The following is an 18,553-nucleotide window of genomic DNA, read 5'->3' on the forward strand; positions in this document are numbered from 1 at the left end:
TTACTCTTCGGCCGCTGCCCGGATTTTGTGGACGAGTTGTTCGATTTCCGGCTCGCCCCACCGGCCACCGGTGAAGGAAATAACGGCCCGTCGGGGATCACGGTCTTCCTCTTCGCCCTCGACCAACGGCGCATCCGAGCCCTGCGAGCGGATCAGCGTGATCTCCACCCGAGACTCACTCAGGTGTTCGACCAGATCCCGCCCCCATTCGACGACCGTCACGGAGCTGTCCATGGTGTACTCGAGATCGAGGTCGTCGATCTCCTCCGGGCTGGACAGCCGGTAGGCGTCCACGTGCACCAGGTCCGGTCCGCCGGGACGCGCACCGTCCGAATCGTTCGGGTGTATCCGGGAAAGGACGAACGTCGGGGAGATCACCTCCCCGCGAACACCTAGTCCGTCGCCGAGGGCCCGGGTGAACGTCGTCTTTCCCGCACCCAATTCGCCGGTTAGCACCACCAGGTCACCGGACCGGAGGTTCCCCGCGAGCGTGTGCGCGACTCGGGCCGTCGCCTCAGGGCTGGCGAGCTGCACATCGAGTTCGGCCTGCCGGGACTGTGTGGATGGGGACTGGTCATTGGCGTGGCTCACGCGTTGTCCTCTCGCAGATAGATGCGGTCGACCCGTGGGGAGATTCTCGTCACGATCTCGTAATTGATGGTTCCCGCGGCGTCGGCCCAGTCATTGACAGAAGGGTTGTCTCCGGATCCGAAGAGGACGACGGGCGCGTGCAAGTAACCCAGGGACGGGTCGGAGAGGCCCGGTCGGCCCAGGTCGACGACGAGCTGGTCCATAGCGATTCGCCCCACCTCCGGGTAGGTGGCCGCTTCCGCTCCCGAGGGATAGATCCTCACTGGTCCGCCGGTGGCGACCCGCGGCACGCCGTCCCCGTATCCAAGGGGTATCAGGGCCAAGGTTGTGGGTCGCGACGTCGAGTACCGCAACCCGTAGGAAACCCCCTGTCCGGCGGGGACCTCTTTGACGGAGCTGACGAAGGTCTGCAGGGTCATGGCCGGTTTGAGCCCGAACTCCTCAGGCGGCGTCCCAGGAATCGGAGACAGCCCGTAGAGGGCGACGCCGACTCGAACGGCGTCGGCCGTCATGCGGTTGGCCTCACCCCTCGCATAGCGACCCGCGGTCAGAATGCCCGGGCTGTTGGCGACGTGCAAAAGGTCGGGAGCCAGGCCCGCTTCACGGGCCTGACGCACGGCGTCGTCGAACTTGTCGAGTTGTTCCTCGGTCTCGGAACGGTCGGGCTCGTCGGCGACGGCCAAATGCGAAAAGATGCCGGTGACCCTGATCAGGCCTTTCGCCTCGAGTTCGGCGGCCCGCCCGACCAGCCCCGGCCATTCCTCCATGGTGCAACCGTTGCGGCCGAGGCCTGTATCGATCTTGAGGTGGACCTTGGCCGGCGAACCGACGGACGCCGCCGCCTCCGCGGCGGACTCAAGGTCCCATCCGGAGGCGCCCAACTCGATGTCCTGCTCGATGGCCGCCTCGAAATTCGTGGCGCGCGTATGGAGCCAGGCGAGCATCCGGCCGGATACCCCTTCTGCGCGCAGTTCGAGGGCTTCCCGAACATGCACCAGCCCCAGAGCATCGGCCCCGGCATCCAGGACGGTCCGCGCAACGGGCAGAACCCCATGGCCGTAGGCATCCGCTTTGATGATCGCGATGAGCTTCGCCGTGCCTGCGAGTTCCTTGATGCGCCCCACATTGGACGCGATCGCCGCCAGATCAATCAGGGCGGCACGCTCGGGCAGCGCCTGATCGGCAGGAAAATCGATGGACTGCCCCGGTCCGGGGACGGCGGACGTGCCCGTGGTCGGGCCACTGTTCAGTTCTGCGGATGGCATGGGGTCATTCTCTCACCTTGCGGCCCTCCGCCCGACGATGTGAACTCCGGGGGAGGTCGAGCGACCGCCTGCCCGGCCCCGCGAGCGAGCGGTCGGGTGACGTACTGTTGACAGCGTGGGCATTTCGGGCGCGAGCGAGCAAGAGTCAGTACATCTTTTCAGCATGCACACCTCTCCCCTGGCCCAGCCGGGCGACGGCAACGCGGGTGGCATGAACGTCTATATCGCGTGTCTCTCGCGAGCGCTCGCGGCCCGAGGGTTTCGGGTCGAAGCCTTCACTCTCGCGACCGACCCCGCGGAGGTCACCGACGATCCGCATCCCGACCCATCGATCGAGCAGGTCTCCACGGCCCGTCCCGAGCCCGGCGTCGTCGTGCACACCTTGTACCTGCCCAAGGCTCTGGGCGCGGCCAAAGAGGATCTGCCCGTCCTGACCGAAGACTTCGGACGGGCATGCGCGCGGTACTCACAAGACAACTCCCTGTCCCCCGATATAGTCCATGCCCACTATTGGTTGTCCGGCGAGGCCGCAACGGCCTACCGCGAGGAGTTGGGCACGAGCGCACCACTCGTCCTGACCTTCCACACGACCGCACGCGTCAAGAACCTGCACTCGCGTCACGGTGAAAACCCCGAACCGGAGGAACGCGCGTCGGCCGAACAGCGCCTCACGGCCCTCGCCGATGCGGTGGTCGTCAACACGCGGTACGAGGCGGAGCAAATGCGCGACCTCTACGACGCCGCCCCCGAACACCTGCGCGTCATCCCGCCTGGTGTCGATACGGCGGTATTCCGCCCCACATCGGAGGAAAGACTCCGCAGGTCGGCGACAACGGACCCCTTCACCGTGCTTTTCGCCGGTCGCCCCCAACCCCTCAAGGGCCCGGAGATCCTGATCGAGGCCGTCGCTCTCGCGGCAGAAGAAGTACCGTCGATCCGCTTGGAAATCCGGGGAACAGCACCGGAGGACTACATGTGCTCCCTTCGCGCCCTGGCGTACGAGCGCGGGATCCTGGACCGTTGCCTTTTCGTGCCGGCCAGCGGCCGGGAACAGCTCGCGGATGCCTTCCGTCAGTGCGACGTCGTCGCGTGCCCTTCCTCTTCGGAAACTTTCGGTCTCGTGGCCCTCGAGGCCCAGGCTTCGGGCGCTCCGGTCCTCGCCTCGGACGTCAGCGGGTTGCGGGTCGCCCTGGACGACGGACGAGCTGGGGTCCTCGTCCGGCGCCGGACTCCCGACGCGTGGGCACGGGAACTCGTCCGTGCCGCGCACTCACCCGACCTGTTGCAGCGGCTGTCCGCTTCCGGATTGGCCCACGCGCGCAAGCTGACGTGGGACGACGCCGCTCGCCGGACCGCAGGCCTGTATGCGGACCTGCGCCGCCACTGATCAGTACCGTACACACCGTTACTTCACACCGTCTGCGAAGGAGAAACATGACCGCCGAAGACCTCAATGCCCTGGCCGACCACCTGGAGACGACTCGCATCACGGGTGAGGTCGCTACCGCCCGGGAGGTCAACCTCGCTCATATCACCGGCTTTCTCGAAGGCAACGAACACCTCGAATTCGGCGTCGATCTCACGCGGGAGTGGAGCTGGGACGAGGTCTTCGACCTGATGGTCGCGCGGTGCGGCATCGTCGCCGACCGAAATCACGTCGAAGGTCAGGACACCATCGGGACTGACCTGTGCATTCGCGGCTTGAGACGGTACCGCGAGCGTTTCCGCCAGGCCGTGGGCGCCGGAGATTCCATCCTGTTCGCCACCGGTCACCCTGCGGGCCTGTTCCCGATCTACCAACACATGGCCGACGCCGCCCGCCGAGGGGGCGCATCCGTGATCGGCATCGAGGAAGGCATGGAGTTCGACGGGGGCGACATCCGCCAGATCAATAACGTTGCCATGTTCCAGCAGTACGGCTCGCTGGCGCATACCCACTTCCCGCACCCGATGCGCCTGGTGCTGGAACAACTCTCCGCCCGAGGCACGCGCCCCGATTTCGTGGTGGCAGACCACGGATGGGCCGGAGCCGCTGCTTCGGCCGGCATTCCCACCATCGGAATCGCGGATTGCAACGATCCGGGACTGTTTGTTTCCGAAGCACAGGAGGCGCTCGAAGTCTGTGTTCCGATGGACGACAATGTGGTCCCGCACCATTACTCAAAAGTAACCAACTACATAGTGGATGGACTCCTCTCCTCCAACGACGTCGGGCTATAGTAGCGATGCATACTCTTCGGTAATATTTCGCCGTTTCGCACGAACACGGCGATCTGTTGCGTTTCGACATGTTGCGGTAGGGGGATCCGCTGACAATGACGACTATGTGGGGCTCGAACGCGCCCAAAAAAGTGCCGGTGGCCATCGCTTCGGGGGATTCTGATCCGGCGGCCGGCTCGGTGGCCGAGGTGGCGACGATGTCGCCCCGAGCCCAACGAATGACGTGGAACACCAAGGCCGTCCAGGTTTTGTCCGTTACGGACGCGATCGCGATCGCGATCGCCGTGTTCGTCGCCCAAGCACTTCGATTCGGCGCGGACCTCGACGAAACACTGCCCATCCGGGGCAACGATCCGATCGCGTACGGCATCATTTCGTCGGGGCTGGGAATCATCTGGTGGGTCACCCTGTGGCTCGGGGGCGCACGGACCTCGCGCATCCTCGGGGCCGGCAATGACGAATATCGGAAAGTCGTCACGTCTTCCTTGTGGGTCTTCGCCGGAATCGCAATTCTTGCCTACGCCGTCGGAGCCCAGCTGGCACGCGGCTACGTGTTGATCGCCGCTCCCCTGGGCATACTCTTGCTTCTGGTCCAACGCCTCATGTTCCGGACGTGGATCGTTCGACGCCGCTCGCTGGGACGGGCCCTGATCCGGGCCTTGATCATCGGTGACGCCAAGTCCACGGCCCACCTGGTCGAAACCATGGACGGCGCCCGCAATTACGGTTACGTTCCCGCGGGCATCTATTTCGCCGGTCTGCCCGATGCGCAGAAACTTGCCGCTCACCGCGACGTCCCTCTGCTGGGCCACAGCACGGAACCGGAAGAGATCCTGCGCGTGGTGCGGGAGCACGCGATCGACGTCGTCGCCATGTCGACCGGGCACCTCATCTGGCCGCGGAACATGCGCAAACTGGGATGGTTGCTCGCTGACGAGCATGTCGGCCTCATGATGGCGCCCGCGCTCACGGACATTGCGGGACCGCGTTTCCATATGCAACCGCTCAATGGCCTTCCCCTGATTCACGTGTCGACGCCCCGCATGAGGGGTCCCGCCGCATTCGTCAAACGCCTGCTCGACATCGTCGGGAGCGCGCTCGGGTTGCTGCTGCTCTCACCTCTGCTGGCACTGCTGGCACTCGTGGTCAAGCTGGATTCCCCACACGGGCCGGTGTTTTTCGCCCAGAAGCGCGTGGGGCACCACGGGTCCACGTTCTGGATGTACAAATTCCGCTCGATGGTCCCCAACGCGGAGGAGCTCAAGGCCCAACTCATGGACCGAAACGAGGGCCAGGGAGTTCTGTTCAAGATCGCCGACGATCCGCGAGTGACCCGCGTCGGGCGATTCATGCGCCGCTATTCGCTGGACGAGTTGCCCCAGCTGTGGAACGTGCTGACCGGCAACATGTCTCTCGTCGGCCCGCGCCCGCCCCTGGACGATGAGGTCCGCCGGTACGAGGAGGACGTCCACCGCCGCCTTCTGGTCAAACCCGGTATTACCGGCCTGTGGCAGGTTTCGGGCCGTTCCGACCTTTCCTGGGAGGAGTCAACCCGGCTGGACCTGTACTACGTGGAAAACTGGTCCGTCATCGGCGACATCATCGTGCTGTGCAAAACCGTGCGAGCCGTGTTCACCGCCGTAGGAGCGCACTGACCAGCCGTCACCGTCCGGCCAGGTTCCCCAACGCCTGGGGAATCCGGTCCGCGGCCACGGTCGGCGGCACCGGTCCGGGAGCGACCCGGCTCATGGCGCGCTGAACCAGTAGACCAGCAGCGGCGACGCGCGCCCAGGCGTCGTGGTCGGCGGGGTCCGCCTGGCCGTTCTCGACGCGTGCCGCGTACGCAGCGACGCCGGCTCCGAGGATGCCGGTCAGGGTATCCCCCGAACCGGCCGTCGCGAGCCAGAAGCTGTTTCCGGAATGCACCCACGTGCGCCCCGGGCCCGCCACAACCGTGGTCGGGCCTTTGAGGAGGACCGTCCCGCCGAGGACCGTCTGTGCTGCGCGGGCCCACACCAGCGGGCTGGACTCTATGGTCTCCCGAGACGGATACCCCTGCTCGGGGAATTCCTCGCGAGGCCAGCCCGCTTCCTCCGCGGCCTGTCTCAACGGTTCGGCGCCCTTGGAGTTGAGTCGGGAGAACCATTCGAGTGCTTGCTCGAGTTCACCCGCGTGCGGCGTCATGACAATGTGTGGACCCGAGCGCGAGTCGTCGGCCGCGTCGCGGGCGAGAATATCGATGGCAGCGGCGTCGGCGACCAGAGGAAGCCCGGAATCCAGCGCGGCCCGGATATCGTGTTCGCGCACCGACCCCGTGGCCCCGGACCCGATGGCCCACGCCTGAACCCGGTCGACGCCGACCGCCTCGGTACGCACGGCTTCCGGGCAGGCCACCGCAACGGTCCCGGCAAGGAAGTCGCCACCGGTATACCGAACCATCCCGACACCGGCGTTGATCGCCGCCCGGAGGCACATGAGCCCTGCGCCGGGAAAATCGTCGCTGCCAACCACGGTGCCCAGGACGCCCCGGGAGTACTTCTGATCCCCTTCACGCGGCGTCGGCCACACGGTGGGGAAATCCGAATTCTGCATGACCTCGGCGTCGGCTTCGGGGAGATCCTCGCCGATTCCGAGATCCAGGACAACGATGCGGCCGACAAGGCTACGACGTGGGGTGGCGACGAGCCCGGTCTTCGCGCCGATGAAAGTCACCGTGACATTCGCGGGGAGAACCGGACCGTGGACCCGCCCCGTGGTCGCGTCCAGCCCCGAGGGAACATCACACGCGATGACCAGGGGTTTCCGGTCGGGGCTCGTTGCTGCCGACTGACCATGCCGCGCACCGACTGCTTCGACGACGTCGCGCGCGGGGCTCCTCAGGCCGCCTCGGCCGCCGGTACCAAGAATTCCGTCGATGATCAGATCCACCCGATCCGATTCGTCGACGACACTGCGTACAGCATCCGATTCGGACATGCCGGAGACCCGGAGCACGTGTCCCCCAGCCCGGGTGAAGGCTTCCAGCCCCTCATCGTGACAACCGTCGGCGAGGAGGGCGGCGGTGACCTTCATGCCCTCCGAACGCAGGTACGCTCCCGCAAACAGAGTGTCACCACCATTATTGCCTTTGCCGACCAGCAACAACGCGTGCTTTCCGAAGGATGTTCCCGTGCGTTCGGCCAAAAGTCGTGAAGCAGTTTCCCCGAGCCCATGAGAGGCCCGGTCCATGAGAGGAACTCCCGCTTTCAGATGCGGTTTCTCGGTCTGCGTGATGTGTTCGGCGGTGTAAGTCCTCAGCCCCACGTCGTCTCCTCGAGTCGTTGCGCAAGAAGCAGTTCTTCTTCATTCAAGCGTTCCGCAATCACACTCGCCATGGCTACCCCGCCATCGTGGGTAATGCTGACATGCCACCTGTTGATGCCGAGGTGTTCGGCGGTTTCCCGAATCGTACCCGTGACCACGAGCCTCGGGGCACCGTACCGGTCCTTGCGAACCCAGCAATGCCTCCAGATCATCCCGGGCGGGGCGTGCAGCGCCTTGGCCACCGCCTCCCTGACCGCGAAACGACCGGCCAGGGAACGGGCCGGCAGGTCGTGTTCCTCCCGGGTGAAGAGCCGATCGCGCAATCGAGGTGTGCGCTGAATGATTTCGGCGAATCGGTCGATATCCACGACGTCGACTCCGGTTCCCATGATCAACGCGGAACTCCTGTTCTTCTGGTTCGGGTACCCGGGAGACGAGAGAACGCCCGCCGCATGACTGCAACGGGCGTTCTCCAGGGATCACCTATTCCACGGTGACCGACTTGGCCAGGTTACGCGGCTGATCGACGTCGTAGCCCTTCGCACCGGCGAGAGCACACGCGAAGACCTGAAGCGGCACGGTGGCCAACAACGGCTGCATCAGGCTCGGAGCCTGAGGCACGTAGATGATGTGGTTGGAGTACTGTTTGACGTCCTCGTCACCCTCCTCCGCGATGACGATCGTGATGGCCCCACGAGCGCGGATTTCCTGGATGTTGGAGACGATCTTCGCGTGCAGGGAATCACGGCCCCGCGGAGACGGAACGATCACGAAGACGGGCTGACCCTCCTCGATCAGGGCGATCGGACCGTGTTTGAGCTCCCCGGCCGCGAAACCCTCGGCGTGGATATAGGCAATTTCCTTGAGCTTGAGCGCTCCCTCGAGGGCGACCGGGAAACCGACGTGCCGTCCGAGGAACAGCACCGAGGATGCATCGGACATCTGCGTGCCCAGGTCCTGGACCTGTTTCTCGTTGTCGATGACTTCCTGGACCTTCTCAGGCATCTTCTGTAGCTCGTCGAGGATCTCGATGACCTCGTCCGAGTACATGTTGCCGCGCAACTGGGCGAGATAGAGGCCGAGCAGGTACGCGGCGGTGATCTGTGCGAGGAACGCCTTGGTGGAGGCCACAGCGATCTCGGGACCCGCATGGGTGTACAACGATGCGTCCGATTCGCGAGGAATCGACGAACCATTGGTGTTGCAGATGGCGATGACCTTGGCGCCCTGTTCGCGGGCGTGGCGGATGGCCATGAGCGTGTCCATGGTTTCTCCGGACTGGGAAAGCGCCACGACCAAGGTCTTTTCGGTCACGATCGGATCGCGGTAACGGAACTCGTGAGCCAGCTCGACCTCGGTGGGAATCCGGCACCAGTGCTCGATGGCGTAACGGGCGACGTGCCCGGCATAGGCCGCAGTGCCACAAGCGATGACGACGATCTTGTCGACGGAACGCAGCACCGACTCGTCGATGTGCAGTTCATCCAGGGTCAGGCGCCCCTTCTCGTCCAAGCGGCCAAGGAGAGTGTCCCGGACGGCCGCCGGCTGGTCGTGGATCTCCTTGTCCATGAAGGACGAGAATCCGCCCTTCTCAGCCTGGGTGGCATCCCACTTGACCTCGAACGGCTTCCCCTCTGCGGGGTTCCCCTCGAAGTCGGTGATTTCGAAGTCCTGGGCCGTGATGGTCACCATCTGGTCATTGCCCATCTCGACGGCTTGTTTCGTGTAGTCGATGAAGCCCGAGACATCGGATCCCAGGAAATTCTCGTTCTCCCCGATACCAATGACCAAGGGCGAGTTGCGTCGCGCCGCGACGATCCGGTCCTCGTGTTCCTCGTGGACGGCCAAGAGGGTGAAGGCACCGTCCAGACGCTGGCAGGTCATGCGCATCGCGACGGTCAGATCGTGGTCGGCGTCGTTGTTGTAATAGTCCGCGAGGAGGGTCGCGGCGACTTCGGTGTCGGTTTCGGACACGAAGTCGTAACCTTTGCCGCCGAGTTCGGACCGCAATTCGGAGAAGTTCTCGATGATCCCGTTGTGCACGACAGCCAGACGACCGTGGTCGACGACGTGCGGATGGGCGTTCGCGTCGGTGGGTCCGCCGTGGGTGGCCCACCGGGTATGGCCGATGCCGAGCACGGCATTCGGCAACGGATTCGCCTCGAGTTCGGCATCCAGGGCGGCCACTTTGCCCGCCTTCTTGCGATTGCCGATGCGGTGATCGGCGACTACGGCGACGCCGGCCGAGTCATAACCGCGATACTCGAGTCGACGAAGCCCTTCGAGCACGACGTCGAGTGCATAGTACTGACGTTCGGACGAGCCGGGCTCGCCTACATATCCAACGATTCCACACATGTGCTCATGTTATCCCACGCCAGAGTCTCATGCCGTCCGCTCGGGAGTGACACGGAACGCGGCCCCGCTCCCTGGCGGGAACGAGACCGCGTCAGACTGGCCCCTGGGGCGATTCAGGCTCGGGCGAACGCCTCAGTCAGAGGTTCGTACAGCGGGTGAGCTGCATCAATTCCCGTCCATTCCGTCACCAATGAATCGGTCGCGGCACGGTCACCTCGCGCCTCGGCCAAACGCCTGCGCATCTCGGCCGACTCGGCGTCCTCGGGCACGTCGAACTCCAGGGCCGCACGGATGGCGGCGACAAGCGCTTCAGCCGGATGCCCGTTCTCGGCGAGTTCGGCGGCGGGCCCGACGAAGCGCTCTTGGCGCGAGATCTTGCGCAAGGGTGCGCGCCCCACCCGATCTACGGTGTCCGGAAGGTGCGGGTTGGTAAACCTCGTCAGGATCTTCTCCACGTACTGTTGCTGTACCTCGGGTGCGAACCCGAATTTCTCGACCAGCAACTGTTTCGTTTCGGCCAGAACCGACTCAACCTTTGCGCGCACACCCGGATTCTCGAGTGCATCGGAGATCTTGGATATTCCCGCTCCGAATCCGAAGTAGGCCGTCGCAGCGTGTCCGGTATTGACCGTGAACAGCTTGCGCGTGATGTACGGGGCCAGGTCGTCGACCCACGTGACTCCAGGGATGTCCGGTGTTGCCGCGCCGAACGGAGCTGAGGTGACGGCCCACTCGTGGTATGTCTCCACGGTCACGTCGAGACCCTGCCCAGGTTCCTGGTTCGGCACGATGCGGTCCACCGCGGTGTTCGCAAAGAGTGCTGCCTCATCGGCTTCCGGATACACGGCCCGTACCGCGTCGGCCAGACCATCGGTCGCGTTGATGGCGTTCTCACAGGCCATGACGGCAACTTTGCCTGCGCCGGAGGCGGCTCGCGCCCGGAGACCTTCGGCGATCGCGGGCGCGATGAGCTGAAGCACCGTGGGCCCTACGGCCGTGGTCACGATGTCCGCGGTTCGGATGTGTTCCGTGAGCGCCTCGGGCTCCGTGGCCGAGTTGACCCCGGAAAACCCTGTGACACGAATATCGCGGGCTTGGGTGCCCACCTCGTGCACCGTGTACGACTCCTCGGTGTTGAGTGAGTCGATCAGGGGTTGTGCCACGTCGGCGAACACGAGGTCGTAGCCGGCCTCGTGGAGCAGTACGCCAACGAAACCACGGCCGATGTTCCCGGCCCCGAAATGCAGTGCTTTCATGCGTTGACCTTTCCGAAGATCTCGAGGATCTCCTCCGGAGTGCTGGCGGCCTCGAGCTGGGCCACGGATTCCTTGTTCGAGAAGATTTTGGCGACTTTCTGGAGCAGGGACAGGTGCTCTCCCCCTGCCCCGGCAATGCCGATGACGAAGCGAGCGGTCTTGCCGTTCCAGTCGATTCCTTCGTCATAACGCACGAAGGACATTGCCGAAGAATGAATGGCCGACTTTGCGTCGTTGGTTCCGTGAGGAATGGCGAGACCATTGCCCATGAACGTCGAGACGGATCCTTCGCGTTCGTGCATCGAGTCGATATAGGAGGCATCGACCTTCCCGGTGGTCACCAGGAGTTTGCCCGCCTCGTCGATGGCATCGTCCCTGCCGTCCGCGGTGCCACCCAGGATGATCGAGGACGTGGAAAGTATCTCCTGGTCCTCGCTTCCCTGAGCGGATCCTGCGGAGGTTTCGGAGGATGCCGCCGTCGTCTGGCCGCTGTCGCCTTCTCGCTGCTGGCTGATCAGGTCGACGATTTCGTCGTAACGCGGCGAGCTCATGAAGTTGTCGACGGCCACGTGCGTTGCCGAGGGAGTCGGCGCCGCGGCGCGGTCGGCCAAGTCCTCGTGACTGACCAACAGATCATAGTCGTCCGTCAGCGAGTTGATGGCCTTGTTGACCACAGTGACGTCGCCGCCATACCCCGCGTCCTTGATTTTGTTGCGCAGAACGGAAGCGCCCATCGCGGAGGACCCCATACCGGCGTCGCACGCGAAGACAATCGACTGGATCCTCGAGTTCTTGGCCTGGTCGCCCCCGAGGGCTCCGGCGACGGAGGACTTCTTGCCCTTCATCCGTTCCATATCGGCCGTCGCTTGGGCCAGGTCATCCTCGACCTGCTTCGACGCCCTGAGAATCACGGAGGCGATCACCAGGGAGACGATTGTGGCAGTGATCCATCCGAAGGTAACCCCGAGCATCGCGTTCGGGGGCGCATTCACATACAGGAAGATCAACGACCCCGGTGCGGCCGGCGAGCGCAGCCCCGCGTCGAACAGCAGTTCCACAAAGACCCCGGACATTCCTCCGAAGATGGTGGCGAGGAGGAGCTGCGGCTTCATCAGAACGTACGGGAAGTAGATCTCGTGGATGCCGCCCAGGGCGTGGATCAGCGCGGCGGCCGGTGCCGATGCCCGTGCGCTGCCACGACCGAAAATGATGTAGGCCAAGAGAATTCCCAAGCCGGGCCCCGGGTTCGATTCCAGAAGAAACAGGATCGATTTGCCCTGTTGAAGAGCCTGGTCCGTGCCCAGCGGGGTCAGGATCCCGTGGTTGATCGCGTTGTTGAGGAACAGCACCTTGGCGGGCTCGATCAGGATCGATGCCAGAGGCAGGAGACGAAGGTCGATGAGCCACTGGACGGCCACACCGGCGGCATTCATCAGAAGGTGCATGATCGGAGCGAGCCAGAACATCGAGGCAATGGCCAGTGCCGCACCGATGATTCCCGAGGAGAAGTTGTTGACCAACATCTCGAACCCGGGTTTGATGCGCCCTTCCATGATCTGGTCGAACTTCTTGACGACCCACGCGGAGAGCGGCCCCATGATCATGGCCCCGAGGAACATCGGCGACCCGGGGTTGTCGCCGATGAAGACCGGGCTCGAGGTCGCGATGATGACGCCCATGGTGGCCACGGCGCCAACGACGCCGCCCCGGACATCGTGGATCAACTTACCGCCGGTGTACGCGATCAGAATCGGCAACAAGTACGTGACCATCGGGTTCAGGACGGCGTTGATGTGCTCGTTGGCGAAGGGACCCTGCCCTCCGCCCGGATCGTCCGACCAGAGGAACAACGCCGTCAGCAGGCCCCACGCGATGAAGGCACCGATATTCGGCATGATCATGGAGGAGAGGAAGGTTCCGAATTTTTGCACGCGGACGCGCGCCCCGACCTTCTTCTTTTCTGTGGCTTCAGTGGATGCGGTTGACACGATGACTCCAGATTCGACGGGGCGTCCGGCCTGGGGTTCCGAAGCGCCACCGGTTCCGCAGGGAAACCGCGCTCCGAAGCCGAGACAGCGGCTGCGGGCTCACCGGCTTTCGAATGGACCATACGATTTCCGGCTTGGCAGTAGCATAACCGCTTGCGCACCTGGCGAAGTACCCCTGTGGACCGAATCCGTCCTCGCAATGAATTCGGACATGGCGCGCGAATCGCCGTACACTTTTTTCAATGAGCCAAGCGACGGCGGTATCACGCACTTCTCCGTTCGTGTCGCTGGACCGGGAGACCTGGTCGCGACTGTCGGACGAAATCGATGTACCACTCTCATCGACAGAGATCGAAAAACTCCGTGGCCTGGGCGAGACCCTCGATGTCGAGGAAGTCCGTCAGGTCTACCTTCCCGTGTCCAGGTTGTTGAACCTGTATGTGAATTCAGTCGGGGAGCTGAACCAGAAAACGAATGACTTCCTGCACGAGCACCATCAGCGGACGCCGTTCGTGATCGGCGTCGCCGGCTCGGTGGCCGCTGGCAAGTCCACCACGGCCCGTCTCCTCCGTGCCCTCATGAGTCGTTGGCCGACGACGCCGAATGTTCAGCTCGTCACCACGGACGGATTTCTCTACCCCAATGCCGAGCTCGAGGCCCGGGGACTCATGCAACGCAAGGGCTTCCCCGAGTCCTACGATCGTCGGGCACTCCTCCGCTTCGTCTCCGAGATCAAATCCGGAGCCCCTGTGGTCACGGCCCCCAAGTACTCCCATCTGACGTATGACATTCTCCAGAACGACGAAACGGTGGTCACCCGACCTGACGTTCTCATCGTCGAAGGGCTCAATGTTCTGGCGCCGGCGCAATTGCGCCCCGATGACAAGGCCGCCCTGGCCTTGAGTGACTTCTTCGATTTCTCGATCTACGTTGATGCGCGAACCAGTGATATCGAGCAGTGGTATGTGGACCGGTTCCTCAAGCTGCGCGGCTCGGCCTTCACGGATCCTGACTCCTACTTCCGCAAGTACGCGAACCTCTCCGACGAGGAAGCACGAAGCACCGCACTCGATATTTGGCGTCGAATCAACGAGCCGAATCTACTGCACAACGTGCGTCCCACGCGGGGGCGGGCCAAATTGATCCTTTCGAAGGATGCGGACCATTCGACGCGACGCGTTCTGTTGCGAAAAAACTGATCGGTCCGCCGGCTTCCTCTGTCGCCGGTTCTCGACGGGGCAGTGTGTGACGGACCGACACGAATTTCTGCATTTCCCGATGCGCATTTACCCAAGTCTTGGTTAGGATTGTCCGCATGCTCAAAGGTTTCAAAGATTTCATCATGCGCGGCAATGTCATCGACTTGGCAGTCGGTGTCATTATCGGCGGGGCGTTCAGCACCGTCATCAACGCCCTCGTCGAGTCGGTCATTATGCCGGCCATTTCCATGCTCGTGGGTTCGCCCAATTTCGACGATTTCCTGGTCTTCGGCCAGATCAAGGTCGGGGTCTTCCTGACCGCGGTCGTCAACTTCTTGCTCATTGCAGCGGCCCTCTACTTCTGCATCGTCATGCCCATCAACGCCATGAATGCCCGTCGTGCCCGCAAGCTCGGCCTCGAGGAGGAAGACGAAACCGAGCCGGAGGTCGCCCTGCTGACCGAGATTCGCGACGCTCTCATCTCCAACAAGAACGTCACCGGCGCGTCCTCCTACGTCGACCCTGAGGCCAACAAGGGCTAGACTCCGCCGGATGCCGCCGTCGAAGAATATTTGCTGCCGCGGCGCATTTCACAATCAGGAACCACGAAGGCCCGGCACCGATTCATCGGTGCCGGGCCTTCGTCTTTGGTAGACGCCGAGGGCGAGTCCGTTACGGCGCTGTCACCAGCGCCAGTTCCTTGGCCACGACGTCCGCCAATCGTGCCGCGTGCCGATCCACGGTCTCCTGATCGGGGCCCTCGACCATGACTCGGACCAGGGGCTCGGTACCGGACGGGCGCAGAAGAACGCGACCGTCCTTGCCGAGTTCCTCTTCCACGGCCTTAATGGCGTTCTGGACGGGTTCGCAGGTGCCGGTGGCTGCCTTGTCGACGTTCGGGACGTTGATCATTGTCTGAGGCGCACGCTCGAATCTGTGGGACAGCGTCGACAGGGAGAGCCCTGTGCGACTCACCTCGGCGGCCAGGTGGAGCCCGGTGAGAATGCCGTCGCCCGTGGTGGCATGGTCACTCATGATGACGTGACCCGACTGTTCGCCGCCCAGGGTGTATCCGTTCTCGTTCATAGCCTCCAGGACGTACCGGTCCCCCACCTTGGTGCGCACCATCTTCACCCCCTCGGATTCCAGGTACTTCTCCATACCGAGGTTGGTCATCACGGTCGCCACCAGTGTGTTGTCCTTGAGCTTCCCCGCGTCCCTGCGGGCCAGCGCGAGAACCGACATGATGGTGTCCCCGTCCACGATCTCGCCGCGTTCGTCAACGGCCAGGCAACGGTCGGCATCGCCGTCGTGAGCGATCCCGAGGTCCGCGCCCAGCTCCTTGACCTTGGCCTGGAGGCCTTCCAAGTGAGTGGATCCGACACCGTCGTTGATGTTCGTACCATTCGGTTCGGCGGCCACGACATGAACCCGCGCGCCGGCGATACGGAAAGCGTCCGGAGAGCATCCGGAGGCAGCACCGTTCGCGCAGTCGACCACAATGTTCAGCCCATCCAGCGAGAGCCGGCCGGGCAACGTCGACAGCAGGTGCGTGACGTATCTGTCCTCGGCGTCGGAGAAACGAGAGATCTTGCCGACCTGGCCACCGTCCGGGAACCGGAAGTCCTGCGACCTGAAGAGGGCTTCGATCCTGTCCTCCACGGCGTCAGGAAGCTTCTTCCCGCCCCGCGCCAGGAACTTGATCCCGTTGTCGTAAAAGGGGTTGTGCGAGGCGGAGATCATGACGCCGAAGTCGGCCTCCAGATCCGCCACCAGGTAGGCCGCAGCGGGCGTCGGAAGCATCCCGGCGTCGTAGACATCGACCCCCGAGGACGCTAGACCCGCCATGATGGCCGCCCCGATGAACTCACCGCTGACGCGGGAATCATGGGCGATGACCGCCTTGGGTCGTTCCCCACCGGGAACCTGGTCGAATCCGAGTACGACGGCGGCGGCCTGGGCCAACTCCAGCGAAGAGCGTGCGCTCATCTGCTCGCTGTTGGCGCGCGCACGCACACCGTCGGTTCCAAATAATCTAGACATCGCAAGACATTCTACGCATGTGAGCCGCTATCCTCAGATTTGACCACCGGAAACCCATCCCGGTTATTGCCTTCCTCGGATTCGAAGACGTCCGAGGCCTGGCCCACGATCAGTGGGTCGGGAGACCCAACCACCTCGTGATCCTTGTTCGGGTACTCGAATTGGGACAGCACGTACCTCATCGCCTCGAGCCGGGCTCTCTTCTTGTCATTGGATTTCACGATCGTCCACGGGGCATCGCCGGTGTTCGTGTAGAAGAACATGGCTTCCTTGGCCTCGGTGTAGTCATCCCACTTGTCCAGCGACGCCAAGTCGGTCGGGGAAAGCTTCCACTGACGCACGGGATCGGTGCGACGAGCCTCGAAGCGGGCCACCTGTTCGGCGCGGGTGACCGAGAACCAGAATTTGATGAGCTTGATTCCCGAATTGACCAGCATCCGCTCCAGCTCGGGGGCCTGCCTCATGAACTCGTAGTACTGCTGAGGGGTGCAGTACCCCATGACGCGTTCAACACCGGCCCGGTTGTACCAGGACCGGTCCATCAACACGATTTCGCCTCCGGAAGGAAGGTGCTGGATGTATCGCTGGAAGTACCACTGGGTCTGTTCGATCTCAGTCGGCTTTTCCAGGGCCACGACTCGCGATCCACGCGGGTTCAGATGCTCCGTAAACCGCTTGATGGAACCGCCTTTTCCGGCGGCGTCACGGCCTTCGAAGATGAGAAGAATCTTCTGGCCCGTCTCTTTGACCCACAACTGGAGTTTCAGCAATTCGATCTGCAGGGCACGCTTGGCCTTCTCATACTCCTTGCGCTTGAGCTTCTCCTCGTACGGATAGCCGATCTTCCATACTTCTGAGGTCGAGTGCTCCTTGTTCAACCGGTGCTGCAACGAAGCGATCTCGTCCAGCTCGGCGGCGTAGTCCTCCGTCACGGACACTCGCCTCTCCTGCTTTTTCAGGGCCTCGGCAACCGCCGGTGTGGCTTCCTCACCGCTGGACCGGTCTCGGGTTCCCCGGACCGTGACTTGTTCTGCTGCGCGTCGGCTCGCTTCGGAAACCTGAGGTTCGGCAGCGTGGCGCGTTGCCTCTGCGCCGGAAGACTTGGACCCCTTGTTTCGATGAGTGTTCGACATTGAACCTCTTTCCTTTCCCCAGTGCGGACACGCTCATTTTATGCGCTCTCCGGCGCAGACCTCGCACCGGAGACCTAACCGATACCGGGGCGGGCAGCTTCTGAGGCCCCTGAAAACGCAAAACCCCTCGCCGCCCAAGGGACGACGAGGGGTTGAGGAGTGCTCCGGAAGCTTTAGCGCTTGGAGAACTGCGAAGCCTTGCGGGCCTTCTTGAGACCAGCCTTCTTGCGCTCGATGACGCGGGCGTCACGAGTCAGGAAGCCGGCCTTCTTCAGGGCCGCACGGTTGTTCTCGAGGTCGATCTCGTTCAGTGCACGAGCAACGCCGAGACGCATCGCGCCGGCCTGGCCGGAGGGGCCACCACCGTGAACGCGGGCGATGACGTCGTAGGCACCCTCGAGCTCGAGGAGCTTGAACGGGTCGTTCACTTCCTGCTGGTGCAGCTTGTTCGGGAAGTAGACGTCCAGCGGGCGGCCGTTGACGGTCCACTGTCCCGATCCGGGGACCACGCGAACGCGGGCGACGGCCTGCTTGCGACGACCGACGGCAGCGCCCGAAACAGTCAGGGCCGGCCTTTCGGTCGGAGCGGTCTCGACGACGGGTGCGGAGGACTCAGAGGTGTAGCTAGTCGCCTCCACGCCCTCGGTGTTGATCTGGTCTTCAGTATCCTGAGCCACGATTTCTCCTTGTAGTTGTCTTCGTAGGCCCGACTACTGGGCGATCTGCTCGAACTCGTAGGTCTTGGGCTGCTGAGCAGCATGCGGGTGCTCGGCACCGGCATAGACCTTGAGCTTCTTGATTTGCTCGGCCGCGAGCTTGTTCTTGGGAAGCATGCCCTTGACGGCCTTCTCGACGGCCTTGACCGGGTTCTTCTCCAGCAACTCGGTGTAGGAGACGGAACGCAGGCCACCCGGGTAACCGGTGTGGCGGTAGGCGCGCTTCTTCTCGAGCTTGGCGCCCGTCAGGGCAACCTTCTCGGCGTTGATGATGATGACGAAGTCACCGGTGTCCAGGTTGGGAGCAAAGGTCGGCTTGTGCTTGCCGCGCAGCAGTGTTGCGGTCTGGCTGGCAAGGCGACCCAGGACAACGTCGGTGGCGTCGATGACATGCCACTGGCGATCAATGTCGCCGGGCTTCGGAGTGTACGTACGCACGTTAATTTGCCTTCGTGTCGGAATTATTCAGTGGCGCTAGTTG

At 63.4% G+C, this 18,553-nt stretch carries 16 protein-coding genes; 5 read left to right on the forward strand and 11 right to left on the reverse strand.

Translation table 11 applies throughout. The features are described from left to right. Positions 1–591 (reverse strand): tRNA (adenosine(37)-N6)-threonylcarbamoyltransferase complex ATPase subunit type 1 TsaE, encoded by a 591-nt coding sequence (tsaE, locus tag AB0Y14_RS04110; RefSeq protein ID WP_436587963.1) that lies wholly within the window; start codon positions 589–591, stop codon positions 1–3. Further along, on the reverse strand, positions 588–1,856 hold the full coding sequence (gene alr, locus AB0Y14_RS04115) for an alanine racemase (protein ID WP_436587964.1): 1,269 nt from the start codon (positions 1,854–1,856) through the stop codon (positions 588–590). Before alr ends, tsaE begins: the two co-directional genes overlap by 4 nt. A gap of 163 nt (positions 1,857–2,019) precedes the next feature. Here alr and AB0Y14_RS04120 point away from each other — a divergent pair, with 163 nt between their 5' ends. The 3 genes from AB0Y14_RS04120 to AB0Y14_RS04130 all read left to right on the forward strand — a co-directional run bounded on the left by AB0Y14_RS04120 (position 2,020) and on the right by AB0Y14_RS04130 (position 5,731). Then, complete coding sequence (locus tag AB0Y14_RS04120; RefSeq protein WP_436587965.1) at positions 2,020–3,243, forward strand: glycosyltransferase; 1,224 nt, start codon at positions 2,020–2,022, stop codon at positions 3,241–3,243. A 47-nt stretch (positions 3,244–3,290) separates the two neighbouring features. Then, the gene (locus AB0Y14_RS04125; RefSeq protein ID WP_436587966.1) at positions 3,291–4,076 is read left to right on the forward strand and encodes a phosphatase; all 786 of its coding nucleotides are present in this window, start codon (positions 3,291–3,293) and stop codon (positions 4,074–4,076) included. A gap of 95 nt (positions 4,077–4,171) precedes the next feature. Then, positions 4,172–5,731 carry a sugar transferase gene (locus tag AB0Y14_RS04130; RefSeq protein WP_436587967.1) on the forward strand — a complete coding sequence of 520 codons (1,560 nt, stop codon included), beginning with the start codon at positions 4,172–4,174 and terminating at the stop codon, positions 5,729–5,731. Positions 5,732–5,738: 7 nt separating this feature from the next. On the opposite strand, the gene AB0Y14_RS04135 is transcribed toward AB0Y14_RS04130, so the two are convergent. From AB0Y14_RS04135 to AB0Y14_RS04155, 5 genes are all read right to left on the reverse strand, one after another. Then, on the reverse strand, positions 5,739–7,379 hold the full coding sequence (locus tag AB0Y14_RS04135) for a bifunctional ADP-dependent NAD(P)H-hydrate dehydratase/NAD(P)H-hydrate epimerase (protein ID WP_436587968.1): 1,641 nt from the start codon (positions 7,377–7,379) through the stop codon (positions 5,739–5,741). After that, positions 7,370–7,774 (reverse strand): holo-ACP synthase, encoded by a 405-nt coding sequence (locus AB0Y14_RS04140; protein WP_129313936.1) that lies wholly within the window; start codon positions 7,772–7,774, stop codon positions 7,370–7,372. Before AB0Y14_RS04140 ends, AB0Y14_RS04135 begins: the two co-directional genes overlap by 10 nt. 88 nt (positions 7,775–7,862) lie before the next feature. Beyond that, complete coding sequence (glmS, locus tag AB0Y14_RS04145; protein WP_436587969.1) at positions 7,863–9,737, reverse strand: glutamine--fructose-6-phosphate transaminase (isomerizing); 1,875 nt, start codon at positions 9,735–9,737, stop codon at positions 7,863–7,865. A gap of 113 nt (positions 9,738–9,850) precedes the next feature. After that, entirely contained in the window at positions 9,851–10,993 is a 1,143-nt protein-coding gene (locus AB0Y14_RS04150) for a mannitol-1-phosphate 5-dehydrogenase (protein WP_436587970.1), read from the reverse strand. Further along, positions 10,990–12,981 carry a PTS mannitol transporter subunit IICBA gene (locus AB0Y14_RS04155; protein ID WP_436587971.1) on the reverse strand — a complete coding sequence of 664 codons (1,992 nt, stop codon included), beginning with the start codon at positions 12,979–12,981 and terminating at the stop codon, positions 10,990–10,992. The genes AB0Y14_RS04150 and AB0Y14_RS04155 overlap by 4 nt, the downstream gene beginning before the upstream one ends. Before the next feature lie 242 nt (positions 12,982–13,223). On the opposite strand from AB0Y14_RS04155, the gene coaA reads away from it, so the two are divergent. Next, the gene (coaA, locus tag AB0Y14_RS04160; protein WP_436587972.1) at positions 13,224–14,180 is read left to right on the forward strand and encodes a type I pantothenate kinase; all 957 of its coding nucleotides are present in this window, start codon (positions 13,224–13,226) and stop codon (positions 14,178–14,180) included. Between the two features lie 116 nt (positions 14,181–14,296). Continuing rightward, positions 14,297–14,722 (forward strand): large conductance mechanosensitive channel protein MscL, encoded by a 426-nt coding sequence (mscL, locus tag AB0Y14_RS04165; RefSeq protein ID WP_436587973.1) that lies wholly within the window; start codon positions 14,297–14,299, stop codon positions 14,720–14,722. Between the two features lie 130 nt (positions 14,723–14,852). Here the strand turns inward: mscL and glmM are convergent, their stop codons facing one another. The 4 genes from glmM to rplM form a co-directional block, all read right to left on the reverse strand. Next, positions 14,853–16,223: a phosphoglucosamine mutase gene (gene glmM, locus AB0Y14_RS04170; RefSeq protein ID WP_436587974.1), complete on the reverse strand. Its 1,371-nt coding sequence runs from the start codon at positions 16,221–16,223 to the stop codon at positions 14,853–14,855. A gap of 11 nt (positions 16,224–16,234) precedes the next feature. Then, positions 16,235–17,356 carry a polyphosphate kinase 2 gene (gene ppk2, locus AB0Y14_RS04175; RefSeq protein WP_436587975.1) on the reverse strand — a complete coding sequence of 374 codons (1,122 nt, stop codon included), beginning with the start codon at positions 17,354–17,356 and terminating at the stop codon, positions 16,235–16,237. Between the two features lie 173 nt (positions 17,357–17,529). Then, entirely contained in the window at positions 17,530–18,033 is a 504-nt protein-coding gene (rpsI, locus tag AB0Y14_RS04180) for a 30S ribosomal protein S9 (protein WP_436587976.1), read from the reverse strand. A 33-nt stretch (positions 18,034–18,066) separates the two neighbouring features. Then, positions 18,067–18,510, reverse strand: a complete 444-nt coding sequence (rplM, locus tag AB0Y14_RS04185; protein ID WP_436587977.1) for a 50S ribosomal protein L13 — start codon at positions 18,508–18,510, stop codon at positions 18,067–18,069. Positions 18,511–18,553: the final 43 nt, after the last annotated feature.

The sequence above is a fragment of the Rothia sp. HC945 genome, assembly GCF_051370785.1.
Lineage (GTDB): Bacteria > Actinomycetota > Actinomycetes > Actinomycetales > Micrococcaceae > Rothia.